The organism is Pseudomonas helleri (assembly GCF_045830615.1).
Taxonomy (GTDB): domain Bacteria; phylum Pseudomonadota; class Gammaproteobacteria; order Pseudomonadales; family Pseudomonadaceae; genus Aquipseudomonas; species Aquipseudomonas helleri.
Genome location: NZ_CP174501.1, coordinates 1,162,148 through 1,179,135 on the forward strand (window position 1 = coordinate 1,162,148; position 16,988 = coordinate 1,179,135).

At 57.5% G+C, this 16,988-nt stretch carries 16 protein-coding genes; 4 read left to right on the forward strand and 12 right to left on the reverse strand.

Annotated features, from left to right (window positions below):
• Positions 1 to 17 precede the first annotated feature (17 nt).
• Both pdxH and ACJJU9_RS05375 read left to right on the forward strand, forming a co-directional pair.
• Positions 18 to 665 (forward strand): pyridoxamine 5'-phosphate oxidase, encoded by a 648-nt coding sequence (pdxH, locus tag ACJJU9_RS05370; RefSeq protein ID WP_407730212.1) that lies wholly within the window; start codon positions 18 to 20, stop codon positions 663 to 665.
• Positions 666 to 858: 193 nt separating this feature from the next.
• Entirely contained in the window at positions 859 to 1,323 is a 465-nt protein-coding gene (locus ACJJU9_RS05375) for a glycine zipper 2TM domain-containing protein (RefSeq protein ID WP_048386517.1), read from the forward strand.
• Positions 1,324 to 1,408: 85 nt separating this feature from the next.
• On the opposite strand, the gene ACJJU9_RS05380 is transcribed toward ACJJU9_RS05375, so the two are convergent.
• The 5 genes from ACJJU9_RS05380 to ACJJU9_RS05400 form a co-directional block, all read right to left on the reverse strand.
• Positions 1,409 to 2,008, reverse strand: a complete 600-nt coding sequence (locus ACJJU9_RS05380; protein ID WP_323370089.1) for a phosphatase PAP2 family protein — start codon at positions 2,006 to 2,008, stop codon at positions 1,409 to 1,411.
• A gap of 85 nt (positions 2,009 to 2,093) precedes the next feature.
• Positions 2,094 to 3,275, reverse strand: coding sequence for a Na+/H+ antiporter NhaA (nhaA, locus tag ACJJU9_RS05385; protein ID WP_407730213.1), 1,182 nt, complete (start codon positions 3,273 to 3,275; stop codon positions 2,094 to 2,096).
• Between the two features lie 218 nt (positions 3,276 to 3,493).
• Positions 3,494 to 5,104, reverse strand: coding sequence for an NAD(P)/FAD-dependent oxidoreductase (locus tag ACJJU9_RS05390; protein WP_123751927.1), 1,611 nt, complete (start codon positions 5,102 to 5,104; stop codon positions 3,494 to 3,496).
• Positions 5,105 to 5,222: 118 nt separating this feature from the next.
• Positions 5,223 to 5,894, reverse strand: a complete 672-nt coding sequence (locus ACJJU9_RS05395; protein WP_407730954.1) for a COG3650 family protein — start codon at positions 5,892 to 5,894, stop codon at positions 5,223 to 5,225.
• 84 nt (positions 5,895 to 5,978) lie between these two features.
• A complete protein-coding gene (locus ACJJU9_RS05400) occupies positions 5,979 to 6,578 on the reverse strand; it encodes a short chain dehydrogenase (protein WP_407730214.1) in 600 nt (199 codons plus the stop codon).
• 104 nt (positions 6,579 to 6,682) lie between these two features.
• Between ACJJU9_RS05400 and ACJJU9_RS05405 the strand changes: the two genes are divergently transcribed.
• Complete coding sequence (locus ACJJU9_RS05405; protein ID WP_407730215.1) at positions 6,683 to 7,591, forward strand: LysR family transcriptional regulator; 909 nt, start codon at positions 6,683 to 6,685, stop codon at positions 7,589 to 7,591.
• A gap of 1,343 nt (positions 7,592 to 8,934) precedes the next feature.
• Here ACJJU9_RS05405 and ACJJU9_RS05410 read toward each other — a convergent pair.
• From ACJJU9_RS05410 to ACJJU9_RS05435, 6 genes are all read right to left on the reverse strand, one after another.
• The gene (locus ACJJU9_RS05410) at positions 8,935 to 9,636 is read right to left on the reverse strand and encodes an ABC transporter ATP-binding protein (protein WP_407730216.1); all 702 of its coding nucleotides are present in this window, start codon (positions 9,634 to 9,636) and stop codon (positions 8,935 to 8,937) included.
• A complete protein-coding gene (gene livG / locus ACJJU9_RS05415; protein ID WP_048369464.1) occupies positions 9,637 to 10,404 on the reverse strand; it encodes a high-affinity branched-chain amino acid ABC transporter ATP-binding protein LivG in 768 nt (255 codons plus the stop codon).
• Positions 10,401 to 11,657 (reverse strand): high-affinity branched-chain amino acid ABC transporter permease LivM, encoded by a 1,257-nt coding sequence (locus ACJJU9_RS05420; protein ID WP_153332397.1) that lies wholly within the window; start codon positions 11,655 to 11,657, stop codon positions 10,401 to 10,403. Before ACJJU9_RS05420 ends, livG begins: the two co-directional genes overlap by 4 nt.
• Positions 11,654 to 12,577, reverse strand: a complete 924-nt coding sequence (gene livH, locus ACJJU9_RS05425; protein WP_048369467.1) for a high-affinity branched-chain amino acid ABC transporter permease LivH — start codon at positions 12,575 to 12,577, stop codon at positions 11,654 to 11,656. Before livH ends, ACJJU9_RS05420 begins: the two co-directional genes overlap by 4 nt.
• Before the next feature lie 247 nt (positions 12,578 to 12,824).
• Positions 12,825 to 13,952, reverse strand: coding sequence for a branched-chain amino acid ABC transporter substrate-binding protein (locus ACJJU9_RS05430; RefSeq protein ID WP_407730955.1), 1,128 nt, complete (start codon positions 13,950 to 13,952; stop codon positions 12,825 to 12,827).
• Positions 13,939 to 14,199 (reverse strand): hypothetical protein, encoded by a 261-nt coding sequence (locus ACJJU9_RS05435; protein ID WP_153332395.1) that lies wholly within the window; start codon positions 14,197 to 14,199, stop codon positions 13,939 to 13,941. The genes ACJJU9_RS05430 and ACJJU9_RS05435 overlap by 14 nt, the downstream gene beginning before the upstream one ends.
• Before the next feature lie 111 nt (positions 14,200 to 14,310).
• Here ACJJU9_RS05435 and ACJJU9_RS05440 point away from each other — a divergent pair, with 111 nt between their 5' ends.
• Positions 14,311 to 14,616 carry a DUF2288 domain-containing protein gene (locus tag ACJJU9_RS05440; RefSeq protein ID WP_048369860.1) on the forward strand — a complete coding sequence of 102 codons (306 nt, stop codon included), beginning with the start codon at positions 14,311 to 14,313 and terminating at the stop codon, positions 14,614 to 14,616.
• A gap of 167 nt (positions 14,617 to 14,783) precedes the next feature.
• On the opposite strand, the gene ACJJU9_RS05445 is transcribed toward ACJJU9_RS05440, so the two are convergent.
• On the reverse strand, positions 14,784 to 16,979 hold the full coding sequence (locus ACJJU9_RS05445) for a putative bifunctional diguanylate cyclase/phosphodiesterase (RefSeq protein WP_407730217.1): 2,196 nt from the start codon (positions 16,977 to 16,979) through the stop codon (positions 14,784 to 14,786).
• Between the last annotated feature and the right edge of the window lie 9 nt (positions 16,980 to 16,988).

A 16,988-nucleotide genomic window follows, 5' to 3' on the forward strand; every position in this document is an offset into this window, starting at 1 on the left:
AGGGAAGGATTGCCCTCATGACCCAAGCGCTGGCCGATATGCGCCGCGATTACACCCGTGACGGGCTGGCCGAGGCGCACGCCCCGGCCGAGCCTTTTGCGCTGTTTCATCAGTGGTTCAATGACGCGGTCAAAACCGAGCAACCGCCGGTTGAGGCCAATGCCATGACCCTGGCCACGGTGGACGCCGAAGGGCGTCCGCATTGCCGGGTGCTCTTGCTCAAAGGGCTGGATGAACAAGGTTTTACCTTTTTCACCAACTACACCAGCGCCAAGGGTAAGCAGTTGGCAGCGCGTCCTTTTGCCGCCATGACGTTCTTTTGGCCCACCCTGGAGCGACAAGTGCGCATCGAAGGCCAAGTGGTCAAGGTGACACCGCAGGAGTCCGACGCTTACTATCAGGTGCGCCCCTTGGGTAGCCGGATCGGGGCCTGGGCTTCACCGCAAAGCCAGGTGATTGCAGACCGTGAGGCGTTGACCACACTGCTGGCGGCCACTCAGGCACGTTTTAGTGACACGCAGCCGCATTGCCCGGAACACTGGGGCGGTTATCGTTTACTGCCACAGCGTATTGAGTTTTGGCAGGGGCGCCCGAGCCGCTTGCATGACCGGCTCAACTATCGCCGTGATGGCGCTGCGTGGGTGCGTGAGCGTCTGGCGCCTTGAAAACCTGATAAACAACGGTAGCGTGCAAGTCAAAACGGCTATTTCGCGCTACCCTTGTGGTTAAGTTACAAGCGTCTGTCACCCACGCTGTGTCTGTACAGGCGCTGAATAAAGACCACATTGTCTGCGCTGCGCGGTGACAGGCACCCGGTTGCAGAGTTTAATGAATCCCTGATCTTTTGGAGTTGATCCTATGCGTAAGACCGCACTGTTAGTTGCAGCTTTTTCGACCATGACAGTTCTGTTGAGCGGCTGTGCCTCGAACTTGACCGGTGACACCTATTCGCGTGATGAAGCGCGTCGCGTACAAACCGTACGTACCGGCACTATCGTTGCCCTGCGCCCTGTGCAAATCGAAGGCACCAAAACCCCAATCGGCGCAGCAACAGGTGCTGTGATCGGCGGCGTTGGCGGCAGCGCCATCGGCGGCGGACGTGGCAGCATCGTGACTGCAGTGATCGGCGCAGTAGCCGGTGGCCTGCTGGGTTCAGCTGCTGAGTCGGGCCTGACCAAGACCCAAGGTGTTGAAATCACCGTGCGTGAAGACGACGGCAGCACCCGTGCTTATGTTCAACAGGTTGAGCCGAACCAGGTATTCCGTACCGGTGAGCGCGTACGCATCATGACCGTTGACGGCACCAGCCGCGTGACCCAATAAGTTGTAGCTGCGCACTAAAACAAAACCCCGGCCAGTGTGAACTGGCCGGGGTTTTTTATGCGCGGGTGCAGCCAGCCAGGTTGGCTCAGGACGAGCGTCTGAACGCCTGTTCGGCACCTGACAGCGATATGGCGATGCGATCCAGCAGCCTTTCGGCCGAATACTTGGGCGCGATAGCGCACACCAGTACCACAGCCAACCCTAGCGCCAGTGCCGGGCGAGGTATTTTGCCGATGTTGGATTGGCTCAGCATGAGCAGAAAAATGAATGCAGCCACCGTCCCTACCAGAGCGCCCGCAATGGCTTCTGACAAGGGATGGATGGTCAGGGCGATGTAGTTGATGCTGAACCACCAGGTCAGTACTACCCCGACCCCGAAAGCCGGCCAGCGCAAACGTGGGTTAATTTGCTGGCACAACAGGCTCAACATCACGGTGAACACCAGGCAGGTATTGGTCGCATGCCCGCTGAACACTGCAATGTCCAGGCTGTGCAAGCCAATTCCCCAGCCCTTGAACAGTATTTTGGTCACGCCCACGATGAAGTAGGCAGACAGCAGTACGCCCAGCCACAACACCGCGATTTTTTTAGAGGCAGCAGCCCACAGCCAGGCTGCGATGACCAAGGCTGCCGGGAACATCACACTGATGCCCCCGTACTGCACAAATTGAAGTTTTGCGTCCACATTTCCCTCGTTGGGCGACAAAAAACCATCAGGGGCAACACCGGTTAACGGTGCTGCCCCTGTGAGAATCCCTGTTGATGTTGAGTTACGCGTCTGCCTGTTTACGGCTGAAGATGGCGGTAACAGCGTAGCCAATAAGGGCCGCGAGGATTGAGCCGGTCAAGATCCCCATGCGGTCCATGCCGACGTACTCACTGCTGCCCGGCACAAATGCCAGTGAGCCGACGAACAGGCTCATGGTGAAGCCGATGCCACAGAGAATTGCCACCCCAAACACCTGGCCCCAGTTGGCACCTGCCGGCAATGCCGCCAGGCCTGCTTTGATAGCGATCCAGGTCAGACCAAACACACCCACGGTTTTGCCGATCAGCAAGCCAGCGGCAATGCCCAGCGGCACGTGGTGAGTGAAGCTGTGAAGATTGACACCGGCCAGCGAAACGCCCGCGTTGGCGAAGGCAAACAGCGGCAGAATCCCGTAGGAAACCCAGGGGTGCAGGGCGTGCTCAATCGTCAGCAACGGCGAAGTTTCGGCGTTTTTGGTACGCAGCGGGATGCAGAACGCCAGGGTTACGCCTGCCAACGTGGCATGCACGCCGCTTTTGAGCACGCAGACCCACAGGATCAGGCCGATGATCATATACGGCGCGATCTTGATCACGCCCAGGCGGTTCATCACGATCAGGGCAATCAGGCAGGCCGCTGCCAGCAGCAACGACACGCCGGAGAGTTCGCTGGAGTAGAACACCGCAATAACGATGATGGCCCCCAGATCGTCGATGATCGCCAGAGTCATCAGGAACAATTTGAGTGAAACCGGTACACGCTTGCCGAGCAAAGCCAATACGCCGAGGGCGAAGGCAATGTCGGTGGCCATGGGGATCGCCCAGCCATCGAGTGCATCGGGGTAGTCTTTGTTGAGGAACCAATAAATCAGCGCCGGCACTACCATCCCGCCAATGGCCGCTGCGCCAGGCAGTACGACCTGGGAGGGTTTGGACAGGTGGCCTTCAAGCAGCTCGCGCTTGACCTCCAGACCAATCAGCAGAAAAAACAACGCCATCAGGCCGTCGTTGATCCACAGCAGTGAAGGTTTGGCGATTTGCAGGGCACCGATCTGCACGGCCACAGGCACATCAAGAAATGCCGTGTAGTAGTGCGAAAGCGGTGAGTTATTGATGATTAACGCCAGAGCCGCAGCTGCAATCAACAGCAGACCGCTGGCAGCTTCCATCTGAAAGAAACGAGTGAAAGTGCTACGCAGAGGCAAGGTGGCTCTCCAACGAATGGTTATTAGGTGCGACACCCTAACCTGTGCGGATAGTTGTTAAAACAAAAACTATATTCTTTTTTGTTATAAGCAACGTATTGATCCCGCACCGTCTACGAGACTATCAGCTATGTATCTAAATAAGTCGGGAAACAGCGAAATACGCCGTGGGAAAGGTCTTGCTGGAGCGAGGCAAACTCGCTCCAGCAAGGGCGATATTAAGCCTCGATACCGAGGATATCGCGTGCCACTGCTTCAGCGATGCGGATGCCGTCAACACCGGCAGACATGATGCCGCCTGCATAGCCAGCGCCTTCACCGGCCGGGAACAGACCTTTGACGTTCAGGCTTTGCATCGACGCGTCGCGAGTGATGCGCAACGGCGACGAGGTGCGGGTTTCGATGCCGGTCAGAACCGCGTCGTGCATCGAGAAGCCGCGAATTTGTTTCTCGAACGCTGGCAGTGCTTCGCGGATCGCTTCAATGGCGTAGGCAGGCAGGGCCAGGGCCAGATCACCCAGGGAAATCCCCGGCTTGTAGGACGGCTCTACGCTGCCCAGCTCAGTGGACGGCTTGCCGGCAATGAAGTCGCCCACCAACTGCGCCGGGGCTTCGTAGTTGCTGCCGCCCAGCACGTAGGCGTGGGCTTCGAGGCGCTCTTGCAGCTCGATACCGGCCAAAGGCCCGCCCGGGTAGTCTTCTGGCGTAATGCCGACAACGATGCCGGAGTTGGCGTTGCGCTCGTTACGTGAGTATTGGCTCATGCCGTTGGTGACCACGCGGCCTGGCTCGCTGGTCGCGGCCACAACGGTACCGCCAGGGCACATGCAGAAGCTGTACACCGACCGACCGTTTTTGGCGTGGTGCACCAGTTTGTAGTCGGCGGCGCCGAGTTTCGGGTGACCGGCATATTTGCCCAGACGTGCGCTGTCGATCAGCGATTGCGGGTGTTCAATACGGAAACCCACCGAGAACGGCTTGGCTTCCATGTACACGCCACGGCCGTGGAGCATGCGGAAGGTGTCGCGGGCGCTGTGGCCCAGGGCCATGATCACGTGACGGGCCTTCAATTGCTCGCCGTCAGCCAGCACCACGCCTGTCAGTTGGCCATCTTCAATCAGCACGTCAGTCACGCGCTGTTGGAAACGCACTTCGCCGCCCAGCGCGATGATCTGCTGGCGCATGTTTTCAACCACGCCGGTCAAACGGAAGGTACCGATGTGCGGTTTGCTGACGTAGAGGATCTCTTCGGGAGCACCGGCTTTGACAAACTCGTGCAGCACTTTACGGCCGTGGTGTTTCGGGTCTTTGATCTGGCTGTAGAGCTTGCCGTCGGAGAATGTCCCGGCGCCGCCTTCACCGAACTGCACGTTGGACTCGGGGTTCAGGACATTTTTACGCCACAGGCCCCAGGTGTCTTTGGTGCGCTGGCGCACTTCGGTGCCGCGTTCAAGAATGATCGGCTTGAAGCCCATTTGGGCCAGCAGCAGACCGGCGAAGATCCCGCAGGGGCCAAAGCCCACCACAATCGGGCGCTCGCTCAAATCCTGCGGCGCCTGGCCAACCACTTTGTAGCTCACATCTGGTGCAGGGTTGACGTTACGGTCGTCAGCGAAGGTGTGCAGCAACGCCGCTTCATCCCGCACGCTCAGGTCGATGGTGTAGATGAAGCACAATTCGGAGGTTTTTTTACGCGCGTCGTAACTGCGCTTGAACAAGGTGAAATCGAGCAAGTCATCGCTGGCGATGCCCAGGCGCTGCACGATGGCAGTGCGCAGGTCTTCTTCGGGATGGTCGATTGGCAACTTGAGTTCGGTGATTCGTAACATGACGGTGTCCAGTGTCGGGGCCAGGTAAACCCCGGCAGCCTTATGCGAACCGGGGATTATAGGCGGCTTCGAACCGTTGGGTCAGGTTAAAACAGCAATCTGTGGTTACAGTTGTCGGTTAGTCGTTACGCGCGCCACCAAAATAGCCGCAACCGCGCTGAACCTGGCCATTGACCCGCAGTTCAGCCGCCAGGTGTTGCACGCTGCCGTTGACGCTGTCGGTGCAGCGCTGCGGGGCGACCCAGAGCTCAATACGCTGATTATTGGCCTCTGTGGACAGTGAGAAGCGGCTGTCACCTATCTGCTCTTCAACGTAAGGCAGCGCCAGATCTTGTTGGCCTTCGCGTTTGAGGATCAGACCTTTACCGCCTGCTTGTACTTCCCAGGCAGGCCCGTTGCCGTTGGCGTGCACCGTTTGTTGCTTGAAGTTGGGGTCTTGGCAGGCCGCGCTGCTGCGCTCAAGGCGATATACCTGTTGCAGCTTGACCTCGCCTTGCTCACCCGCAGTTTTGGCGCTGACGAAACTGCCACGAATATCGGCGAACAGCTTGCCAGGTTTGACGGGCATGTCGGTTGCGTCCTGGACCAGTGTGGTGCTGGCGCCATCACTGACCACATAGCGCTGTTGGCCAACGCAGGGTTGGAAAACCAGTTGGCCGTTGTCTGACACCAGTTCGCCCTGAAGGCGAGTCAGGCCGGCGTTGCTATCAACGGGTTTGCTGTTCAGCAACTGACAACCGGCAAAGACGGGCAACAGGGCGACTAAAACTAAGGAACGGGCAGCGCGCATCATTCGGACTCCTGACTAATGCCGTCACGTTACTTAGGCTCGCCGTGCATCACAAGCCCGTCCCCTCAAATCTGACAATGTGCTTTAGCCCACCTGATAGGTCTGTCCGGTGTGCAGGCCTTCGACACTTTTGGCGTAAGCCAGCGCCACATCGGCGGCTGCTACCGGCTTGAAGCCACGGAAGTAGGGCGCGTATTTGTCCATCGCCTCTGCCAGCACCGTAGGGCTGACGGAGTTCACCCGCAGCCCGCGTGGCAGTTCAATCGCCGCTGCCCGGACAAAACCGTCGAGCGCAGCGTTGACCAATGCCGCCGAACTGCCGGTGCGAATCGGCTCACGGTTGATCACTCCGCTGGTGAACGTGAATGACGCATTGTCGTTGGCGTACTCGCGGCCGATCAGCAGCAGGTTGACCTGGCCCATCAGCTTGTCCTGCAAACCCAGGGCGAAGTCTTTTTCAGTCATGTCGGCCAACGGTACGAAGTTGACATTACCTGCGGCGCAGATCAGGGCGTCGAAGCGTCCGGTTTGTTCGAACAAGGCGCGAATGGAGGCGCTGTCGCTGATGTCGACCTGAAAATCGCCGCTTTTGCGGCCAATGCGCACGATTTCATGGCGTGCCGACAACTCGTGATCAATAGCAGAACCTACAGTGCCGTTAGCGCCGATCAGCAGAATTTTCATTAGGTGTTCCTTGAGTGAGGAGGTGTGGGCTCAGTCTAGTAGTGGATTTTGGTGGCGATAAGCGCACTAATAGGCAACCTTTGGTTTTCATATGGAAACAATCCATGAGCGAGATGGATGATCTGGCGGCGTTTGCAGTGTTGGTCAATGCGGGGAGTTTTACCGTGGCCGCTCAGCAGTTGGGCTGCAGCAAAGGGCAGTTATCCAAACGCATCAGCCAGTTGGAGGCGCAGTTCTCGGTCGTGCTGCTGCATCGCACCACGCGGCGTTTGAGCCTTACGGCGGCGGGGGCTGCGTTATTGCCGCAGGCGCAAGCATTGGTGCTGCAGGTTGAACGGGCGCATCAGGCGCTGGCGCGGCTCAAGGACGACATGGCGGGTCCGGTGCGGTTGACGGTGCCGGAGTCGCTGGGTGAAACCTTTTTTGACGCGTTGTTGCTGGAGTTTTCCCGCGACTATCCCCTGGTCCAGATCGAGCTGGAGTTGAGTAACAGCTACCGCGACCTGGCCCGGGAAGGGTTTGATTTGGCGATTCGCTCGCAAGTGGGTAGCCATGAGCGGCTGGTGGCCAAGTCGGTGCTGAGCTGGCACGAAATGACCTGCGCCAGCTCGGCATACCTTGAGCAGTACGGCGAACCGACCACTCCGGCGCAATTGGCCGAACATCGTTGTTTGCTTAACAGCCATTACAGCGGCCGCGAAGAATGGCAGTACCACCAGCAGCATGAATTGCATCGTGTTCGGGTTTCGGGGCCTTTTGCCAGTAATCACTACAGCTTGCTGAAAAAGGCTGCGGTGATAGGCGCCGGTATTGCGCGGTTGCCGTCTTACATGCTCCACGCCGAATTAGCTGACGGTCGATTACGTGGGGTACTGCTCAATTATCAGACCCGCAGCAACCCGATGTACCTGGTGCATCCTTACGAAGGTGGATTGCCCAAGCGCACGCAAGTTTTGGCGGATTACCTGGTGCAGTGGTTTCAGCGTAGCGTGCTCCAGCCCAACCCCCTGTAGCAGTTGCCGAGTTTTACGAGGCTACGTCCGATTGCGAAGCGATCGTAAATGCTCAATGCAAGGTTGAGCTGACACACCGCAGAGCATGGTTTTGCGACTGCTGCGCAGCCGGACGTAGCCTCGCGGTGCTCGTCAACGACTACAGGGGCGGTGTGATCTTGTAGTCGCTGACGAGGCATGAGGCTGCGATGTGGGCCGCAGGACCGCCGCAATCTGCAGCCAACTCCCCCGTAGCAAGGTTGAACTGACGTATTACGACTGCTGCGCAGCCGGACGTAGCCTCGCGGTGCTCGTCAACGACTACAGGGGCGGTGTGATCTTGTAGTCGCTGACGAGGCATGAGGCTGCGATGTGGGCCGCAGGACCGCCGCAATCTGCAGCCAACTCCCCCGTAGCAAGGTTGAACTGACGTATTACGACTGCTGCGCAGCCGGACGTAGCCTCGCGGTGCTCGGCAACGACTACAGGGAGTGGGGTGATCTTGTAGTCGCTGACGAGGCACGAGGCTGCGATGCGGGCCGCAGGATCGCCGCAATCTGCAGCCAACTCCCCCGTAGCAAGGTTGAACTGACGTATTACGACTGCTGCGCAGCCGAACGTAGCCTCGCGGTGCTCGGCAACGACTACAGGGAGTGGGGTGATCTTGTAGTCGCTGACGAGGCACGAGGCTGCGATGCGGGCCGCAGGACCGCCGCGATTTGCAGCCAACTCCCCCGTAGCAAGGTTGAACTGACGTATTACGACTGCTGCGCAGCCGAACGTAGCCTCGCGGTGCTCGTCAACGACTACAGGGGCGGTGTGATCTTTTAGTCGCTGACGAGGCACGAGGCTGCGATGCGGGCCGTAGCGCCGCCACGATTTGCAGCCAACTCCCCCGTAGCAAGGTTGAACTGACGTACTACGACTGCTGCGCAGCCGGACGTAGCCTCGCGGTGCTCGGCAACGACTATAGGGAGTGGGGTGATCTTGTAGTCGCTGACGAGGCACGAGGCTGCGATGCGGGCCGCAGGATCGCCGCAATCTGCAGCCAACTCCCCCGTAGCAAGGTTGAACTGACGTATTACGACTGCTGCGCAGCCGAACGTAGCCTCGCGGTGCTCGTCAACGACTACAGGGGCGGTGTGATCTTGTAGTCGCTGACGAGGCACGAGGCTGCGATGCGGGCCGCAGGACTGCCGCGATTTGCAGCCAACTCCCCCGTAGCAAAGTTGAACTGACGTTCTGCGACTGCTGCGCAGCCGGACGTTGTCTCGCGGTGTTCGGCAACGGCTACAGGCCGCGCAGCGCGATCTGCGGCCCAATAAAAAACGGCCCCGCAGGGCCGTTTTGTGTAGCAGGCAGGGTTAACCGCCCAGATACGCGTCACGCACTTTTGGATCGTTGAGCAATTGCACGCCAGTGCCTTGCATGACCACCCGGCCGTTTTCCAGCACGTAGGCGCGGTCAGCAATTTTTAGCGCCTGGTTGGCGTTTTGCTCAACCAGGAATACGGTTACGCCTTCATCACGCAGCTGTTCGATGATGTCGAAAATCTGCTGAATGATGATGGGCGCCAACCCCAGCGACGGCTCATCGAGCAGCAGCAGCTTGGGTTTGCTCATCAGCGCACGGCCAATGGCGAGCATCTGTTGCTCGCCACCGGACATAGTGCCGCCGCGCTGAGTAAAGCGCTCTTTAAGACGCGGAAACAGGTGCAAAACCTTGTCGAGTTGCTCCTGATAATCGTGCTTTTCAGTAAAGAACCCGCCCATGGCGAGGTTCTCTTCTACGGTCAAACGGGCAAATACCCGACGACCTTCCGGCACGACCGCGATGCTTTTGCGCATGATCTGCGCCGAGGTCAGGCCCACCAGCTCTTCACCCATGTAGCGAATACTGCCGCTTTGGGCTTGTGGCGAACCGCACAGGGTCATCATCAGCGTCGATTTACCGGCACCGTTGGCACCGATCAAAGTCACGATTTCACCCTGGCGCACTTCGACGTTGACGCTGTGCAGCGCCTGGATCTTGCCGTAGAAGGTCGAGACGTTTTCAAACTGCAGCATTTACGCTTCCCCCAAATAGGCTTTGATCACGTCAGGGTTATCGCGGATTTGCTCCGGGGTCCCGTCGGCCAAAGGTGTGCCCTGATTGATCACCACGATGTGGTCGGAAATGCTCATGACCAGTTTCATGTCGTGTTCAATCAGCAAGACCGTCACGTTGTGCTCGTTGCGCAACACGCTGATGAGCATCTTGAGGTCTTCGGTCTCTTTAGGGTTGAGGCCCGCCGCGGGCTCGTCGAGCATGAGCAGGCGCGGGCGCGTCATCATGCAGCGAGCGATTTCCAGACGGCGTTGCTGCCCATAGGCCAAGGTGCCCGCCGGGCGGTTGGCGAACTCGGTCAAGTTGACCTTGTCCAGCCAGTACGCGGCATATTCCATGGCATCGCGCTCGCTTTTACGGAACGCCGGGGTCTTGAACAGACCGGCCAGGAAGTTGGTGTTGAGGTGACGGTGCTGAGCGATCAGCAGGTTCTCAACGGCAGTCATGTCCTTGAACAAACGAACGTTCTGGAAGGTGCGCACTACGCCTTTGCGGGCGATTTCATGGCCAGACAGCCCTTGAATCGGCTCGCCATCGAGCAGGATGGTACCCGCAGACGGTTTGTAGAAGCCTGTCAGGCAGTTGAACACCGTGGTTTTGCCGGCGCCGTTAGGGCCGATCATCGATACAACCTGTTTTTCCTGGACGGTCAGGGCTACGCCATTCACCGCCAACAAGCCGCCAAAGCGCATGCTCAGGCCGCTGACTTTCAGTAACTCGCGGCTCATTTTCGCAGCTCCAGGTGAGGACGTTGCATAGGCAGCAGACCTTGTGGCCGCCAGATCATCATCACAACCATCAGGGCTCCGAACAGCAGCATCCGGTACTCACTGAATTCACGCATCATTTCTGGCAGCAGGATCATCACCACGGCCGCCAGAATCACGCCCAGTTGCGAGCCCATGCCACCCAGTACCACGATCGCCAGAATGATCGCCGACTCAAGGAAGGTGAACGATTCCGGGGTCACCAGGCCTTGGCGAGCGGCAAAGAAGCTACCTGCGAAACCGGCAAAGGTCGCGCCCAGCGTGAACGCCGACAGTTTGATAATGGTCGGATTCAAGCCCAGTGCGCGGCAGGCGATTTCGTCTTCACGCAGGGCTTCCCACGCGCGACCAATCGGCATACGCAGCAAACGGTTGATCACGAACAGCACGATCAGCACCAGCACCAGCGCGATCAGGTACAGGAAGATGACCTTGTTGATCGAGTTGTAGGCGATACCGAAGTATTCGTGGAAGGTTTGCATGCCTTCGGCAGCAGTCCGGTCGAAGCTGAGGCCGAAGAGGGTAGGTTTTGGAATGTTGCTGATGCCGTTCGGTCCACCGGTGATGTCCGTCAGGTTACGCAGGAACAGACGAATGATTTCACCAAAGCCCAAGGTCACGATCGCCAGGTAGTCACCGCGCAAGCGCAGCACCGGGAACCCCAGCAGGAAACCAAAGGTTGCGGCCATCAACCCTGCCAATGGCAGGCACACCCAGAAGCTCAGGCCGAAGTAGTGCGCGAGCAGCGCGTAGGTGTAGGCACCGACCGCGTAGAACCCCACATAGCCTAGGTCCAGAAGGCCGGCCAGGCCCACCACGATGTTCAGGCCAAGGCCCAGCATCACGTAGATCAGGATCAGGGTGGCGATGTCGACGGCGCCGCGTGAGCCATAGAACGGCCAGATCAAGGCAACAACGACCAGCCCCAGAATGATCCAGCGTTGGGTGCTGGGCAGGGTCAGGAAGTTGGTCGCCTTGGCAGGGACTTTCGGCAGGCCCGGTGAAGCACGCCAGGCGGCGCTCAGTTGATGGTGGAACAGCACACGCAAAAACATCAGCAAAGAGCAGATCGCAATCACGCTCAGGGTGAAGGTGCTGGTGTTGTGAACTTCAATGTTGATCCCGACGATTGTCAGTTTCAGGCCGAGTACCGGGTAGGCGACGGCCCAGACCAACAGGGCGCTGAAGAGCGCCGCTTTAAGATTCCTGATCATACTTTTTCAATCTCCGGACGTCCCAGAATGCCGGTCGGACGGAACAGCAGTACCAACACGAGCAGGCTGAATGCCACGACGTCTTTGTACTGGTCGCCGAAAATGTCAGCACCAAAGGCCTCAGCCACGCCGAGCACCAGACCACCGAGCATCGCGCCGGGAATGCTGCCAATCCCGCCCAATACCGCTGCTGTAAAGGCTTTAAGCCCTACAAGGAAGCCGGAACCGGGGTTGATGACACCGTACTGAACGCTGATCAGAACAGCGGCAACGGCTGCCAGGGCAGCACCAATCACGAAGGTCAGGGCGATCACGTTGTTGGTGTTGATGCCCAGCAGGTTGGCCATCTTCATGTCTTCGGCGCAGGCGCGGCAGGCGCGGCCCAGGCGTGAACGGGAGATGAACAGGGTCAGGCCGAGCATGGCCACCAGAGTGACGACGAAAACCACGATTTGCATATAGGAGATGACAACTTCGCTCGCACCACCCGGGCCGAAGCTGAAGCCGCCGGGGATCAGGTTAGGAATCGATTTGTCTTTTGAGTCCTGGGACAGCAGCACCATGTTTTGCAGGAAGATCGACATACCAATGGCAGAGATCAAGGGGATCAAGCGGTTACTGCCACGCAAGGGACGGTAAGCCACCCGTTCAATGCTGTAGCCGTAAGAACTGGTTACTACGATGCTCGCGATAAACGCCCCGGTCAGCAGCAATGGCACGCTGTCCAGGCCCATCATGGTCAGACCGGCGATGGCGATAAACGCAATGTAGGAACCAATCATGTACACCTCGCCATGGGCGAAGTTGATCATTCCAATAATGCCGTAAACCATCGTATAGCCGATGGCGATCAGGGCATACGTGCTGCCAACGTTGAGGCCGTTAACCAGCATTTGGAAGAAGTGATAGATGTCAGGCATTACAAGCTCCTAAAAACCTGAGACGCATTTCACTGGTGGAGTCATTTTCCGGCCTGTTTCGTACGCTTTTTTAGCCGTTTGAGCACAGGTCTTTTGCCAGCGAACCGCTGGTGACGGTTTTAAAGATTTTCAGGTGGGGAGACTTTCGGATCACGAAAGCGCGGCCCAATTTCTGTGGGCCTACGGCCCGTAAAACAAAGCCCACCGTTCGCGCAGTGGGCTTTGTAGTCAGATCAAGAACCGACCCTTATTGAGGGCTTACTTCTGTTTTAGGCTTGCCGAAGTGCCATTCGTAGACCACGAATTTGAAGTCTTTGAGGTCACCTTTGGCGTCGTAGCTCAGATCACCGGTAGGGGTTTTGAACGTGCCAGCATGGATGGCTTCAGCCACTTTGGCCGGGTCTTCGCTCTTGGCGGCGGTGATGCCCTGGGCAATCAGCTCAACCGCAGAGTAAGCCGGGAACACGAACGGGCCGCTCGGGTCCTTGTTGTCTGCCTTGATGGCATCCGCAATCGCTTTGTTTTCAGGGTCTGTGTCAAAGGATTTCGGCAGAGTGACCAGCAGACCTTCGGAAGCATCCTGGGCAATTTGCGAGATGGAGTCGTTGCCCACGCCTTCAGGGCCCATGAACTTGGCGTTCAGGCCTTTCTCTTTGGCTTGGCGCAGGATCAGGCCCAGCTCAGGGTGATAGCCGCCGTAATACACGAAGTCGACGTTGGCTTGTTTGAGTTTCTGAATGACGGACGCGAAGTCTTTGTCGCCTGCGTTGATGCCTTCAAAAACCGCGACCTTGATGCCGTCTTTTTCAAGCGTTTGTTTAACTGCGGTCGCAATGCCTTCGCCGTATTGCTGCTTGTCGTGCAGGACCGCAACGACTTTAGGCTTCACAAACTTGGCGATGTAGTTACCCGCTGCCGGGCCTTGGGCGCTGTCCAGGCCAATGGTACGGAAGACCAGTTTGTAACCACGACTGGTGATCTCCGGGCTGGTGGCAGCCGGGGTGATCATGATGATGCCTTCGTCTTCGTAAATGTCCGAAGCCGGCTGAGTGGAGCTGGAGCACAAGTGGCCTACAACGAACTTGACGCCATCATTGACCACTTTGTTAGCGACAGCGACGGCTTGTTTTGGGTCGCAAGCGTCGTCGTATTCTTTGGCTTCCAGCATCTTGCCATCGACACCGCCTTTGGCGTTGATGTCTTTGATAGCTTGTTTGGCGCCCATGAACTGCATGTCGCCGTACTGGGTCACAGGCCCGGTTTTAGGGCCAGCAATACCGATCTTGATGGTGTCTGCAGCAAACGAATGGCTGGCAACCCCGGCCAAAACCATAGCGGCAAACAGTTTAGTAATCTGCTTCTTAGCCATCTTTATTGGTGCTCCACTCTTCTGTTGTAATTTTTATAGTCCTGGAAGCCAAGGCAGCCGGACCGGGTTTTTTCTGAGCGAAATTCCCGACCAATCCCCCCTGCAACTGTACCGGTACAGTGTAGAGCGCCGGTTCAACGCTTGAATAGCGGGCTACCGGGAGAAAAAGCAGGAAATGTCGCTTAAACGAAAGAAAGAGACAGAATGGCGGCGGATTATGTTGTTGATCTATATCGGGATGTTGCCAGCTCAACAGGTTCGTCCTTGGCGCTTCACTCTTTCCTCGTTTCCATACCTCTGTTTGGGTTTTTCTACCGGGTGCGCGGCGCTATCATTGCGCCGATTTTTTTACCTGGTGAATCCCATGAATCAAGAACCTAGCACCCTCTATGCCAAGCTGCTTGGTGAGACCTCAACAATTGAATGGAAGGTGTTGCTGCCATTCTTCGCCAAAGGTGATTTGTTGTGGGTTGACCCCGCACTCGACTTGATCGACGCGGCCATAGCCGTGACTCAGGATGAAGCAGAGAAGATCAAGGCCTGGATGGCTTCTGGCGTATTTGGAAAGATGACTACAGAGCACGCGCTAGACGTTAATGCGCGAGATCCTGAGCTGTGGGCCGTGGTGGTTTCGCCTTGGGTGATGGTCCAGGAAAGGGCACAAATTTAATCGAACGCACCAAACATGAGCGTTTATAGAGGGGCGATTTGGGCGAGGTGGTGTGTAGGCCAGTAACTGGTTTCACAATAGTGGCCACTTGCCGTAGAGAAACGCCACAGTCAGTTCTGTGGCATTTCGCTAAATGGGTAGCTGCTAAATGGGTAGCGATTGGGCTACTACAGTTGAAGCGCCGAGTAGCCCGATGCAAAGCGGTGAGATTGATTGAGTTGCTCCAGCACGCCGGGCAGCGCTTCAAACGGCACAGGGCGGCTGATCAAATAACCCTGGATAAAGTCGCATCCATAGCGGCTTAAAAGCTCGAGTTGCTGGATGGTCTCGACACCTTCGGTCACCACTTGCAGTTGCAGCGTGTGGGCCATGACGATAATTGCCTGAACGATTTCCATGTCCTGACTGGACGTTTGGATGTCCTGGATAAACGAGCGATCAATTTTCAGGGTATTAAGAGGCAGGCGCTTTAAATAGGCCAGGGACGAGTAGCCGGTGCCAAAGTCGTCAATCGACAAGGACACGCCCAGCGCGCGTATCTGCCGTAACAGCTGTGAGGTGTTGCTGATGTTGCCCATCAGCGCGTTTTCAGTGACTTCAAGTTCCAGCCGATGCGGGGCAATACCGGAGCAATACAGCGCATTTTCAATGTCTTCAGCCAGTTCTTCGCGCACCAGGTTGAGTGCCGAGCAGTTGACGGCAACCCCAAGCTGCTGCCAGCCGAGCCGTGAAAGTGTCGCCAGATCGGTGCAGGCTCTGCGCAACACCCAATGATCCAGTTCTGCAATCAGGCCGTTGGCCTCAGCAATATTGATAAAACGATCCGGGCCAAGCAAGCCATGCTCCGGGTGCTGCCAGCGGATCAATGCCTCCAGTTTGGCGACTCGCCCTTGCTTAAGGTCGATGATGGGTTGGTAGTGCAGTAGCAACCCGGTGTCTTCATTCAGCGCCAGGCGCAGTTCTTCTTCGATTTGCAGCTCGAGTGAGGCGCGTGTGGTCAGGTTAGGGCTGAAAAAATTCAGGCTGTTGCGACCACCGCCTTTGGACTGATAGAGCGCCAGATCCGCGTGCTTGAGCAGCTCAATGCTGCTGGTGCCGTCGTCCGGGAACACGCTGATGCCAATGCTGGTGGTCATGACCATGCGCCTGCCCGTCAGCTCGATGGGCTCTTTGAGCGTGTGCATGATGCGCTTGGCCATGCTTTGGGCTTCGTCGCGATCGTGGATGTCGATCAAAATACAAAACTCGTCGCCGCCAAATCGCGCCACCACATCCCCGTGATGGCGGGCGGCGCCTCTGATCTGATTGGCAATGGTCTTGAGCAACTCATCGCCTGCGTCGTGGCCAAGGCTGTCATTGATCCGCTTAAAGTGATCTATATCGAGAAACAGCACCGCCAGTTTGCTGTTTTTGGCGGCCGCGTCAGCGAGTTTTTCAGCAAAGATCTGGTTGAATCCGCGCCGATTGATCAGGTTGGTCAGCGGGTCGTAATGCGCCACTTGCTGCAATGACATACGGGCTTCATCAAGCTGGCTGAGCAGGGCATTGACCCGTGCCAGGTCGTGCTCTTTTTGTTGCAGCTTTTTATCGACCAAGGCGGCACTGATGCTGCTGCCGATCAACAGCAGCGTGATCATGGCGACCATCAGGGCGACTTGCCAGTGGTTGGTTTCAATGTGGGTCTGGTTGATGTCGCCCTCAGGCGATAGCGTGTGCAGTGCCCACATGCCAATAAAGTGGACGCATAGAATGGCGGTGCCCGCGGTGAGGCTGATGGCGTATTTAAAAAACTGATGGGCTATACCGTGGGTAGTGCGCAAGGCTATGGCCATCTGCAAGGCCCAATAACTGGCACCCACAGCCAGGATTAAAGAAAGGGCAACGCCGATGAATTCGTAGTGTTGCTGGCTGTTGGAGTGCATGGCGGTCATGCCGGTGTAATGCATGCCGCCGATACCCAAGCCAAATATCAGCGCTGCGAGCATTAAGGGTATGCGCGAAAGGCCGGGCTGATTGAGCAGGTGCATGGCAATCAGTGCGCTGACCCAGATGATAACCAGCGAGCCGATGGTGATGCCCAGGTTGTAATGAACTTCAAGCGAAGACTCAAAGGCCAGCATGCTGATGAAGTGCATGGCCCAGATACCGCCTGCCAGGCAGCTTGCGCCCAGCCATCGCCAAACCGTTTTGGCCGTGGCTTTTTCTGCATTGGCGGCACGTTCACCCATATGCAGCGCAGCCAAGCTCGCGGCGCAGGCCACCAGCCAGGCGAGAAACACCAGGTACAGGTTATGGCTGCTGTGCAGTGTCTGGAGGCTGTGCTCAGCATGTGCGCCGAGAAACTGCCATTCGAACCATTCCATTGCGGCCCT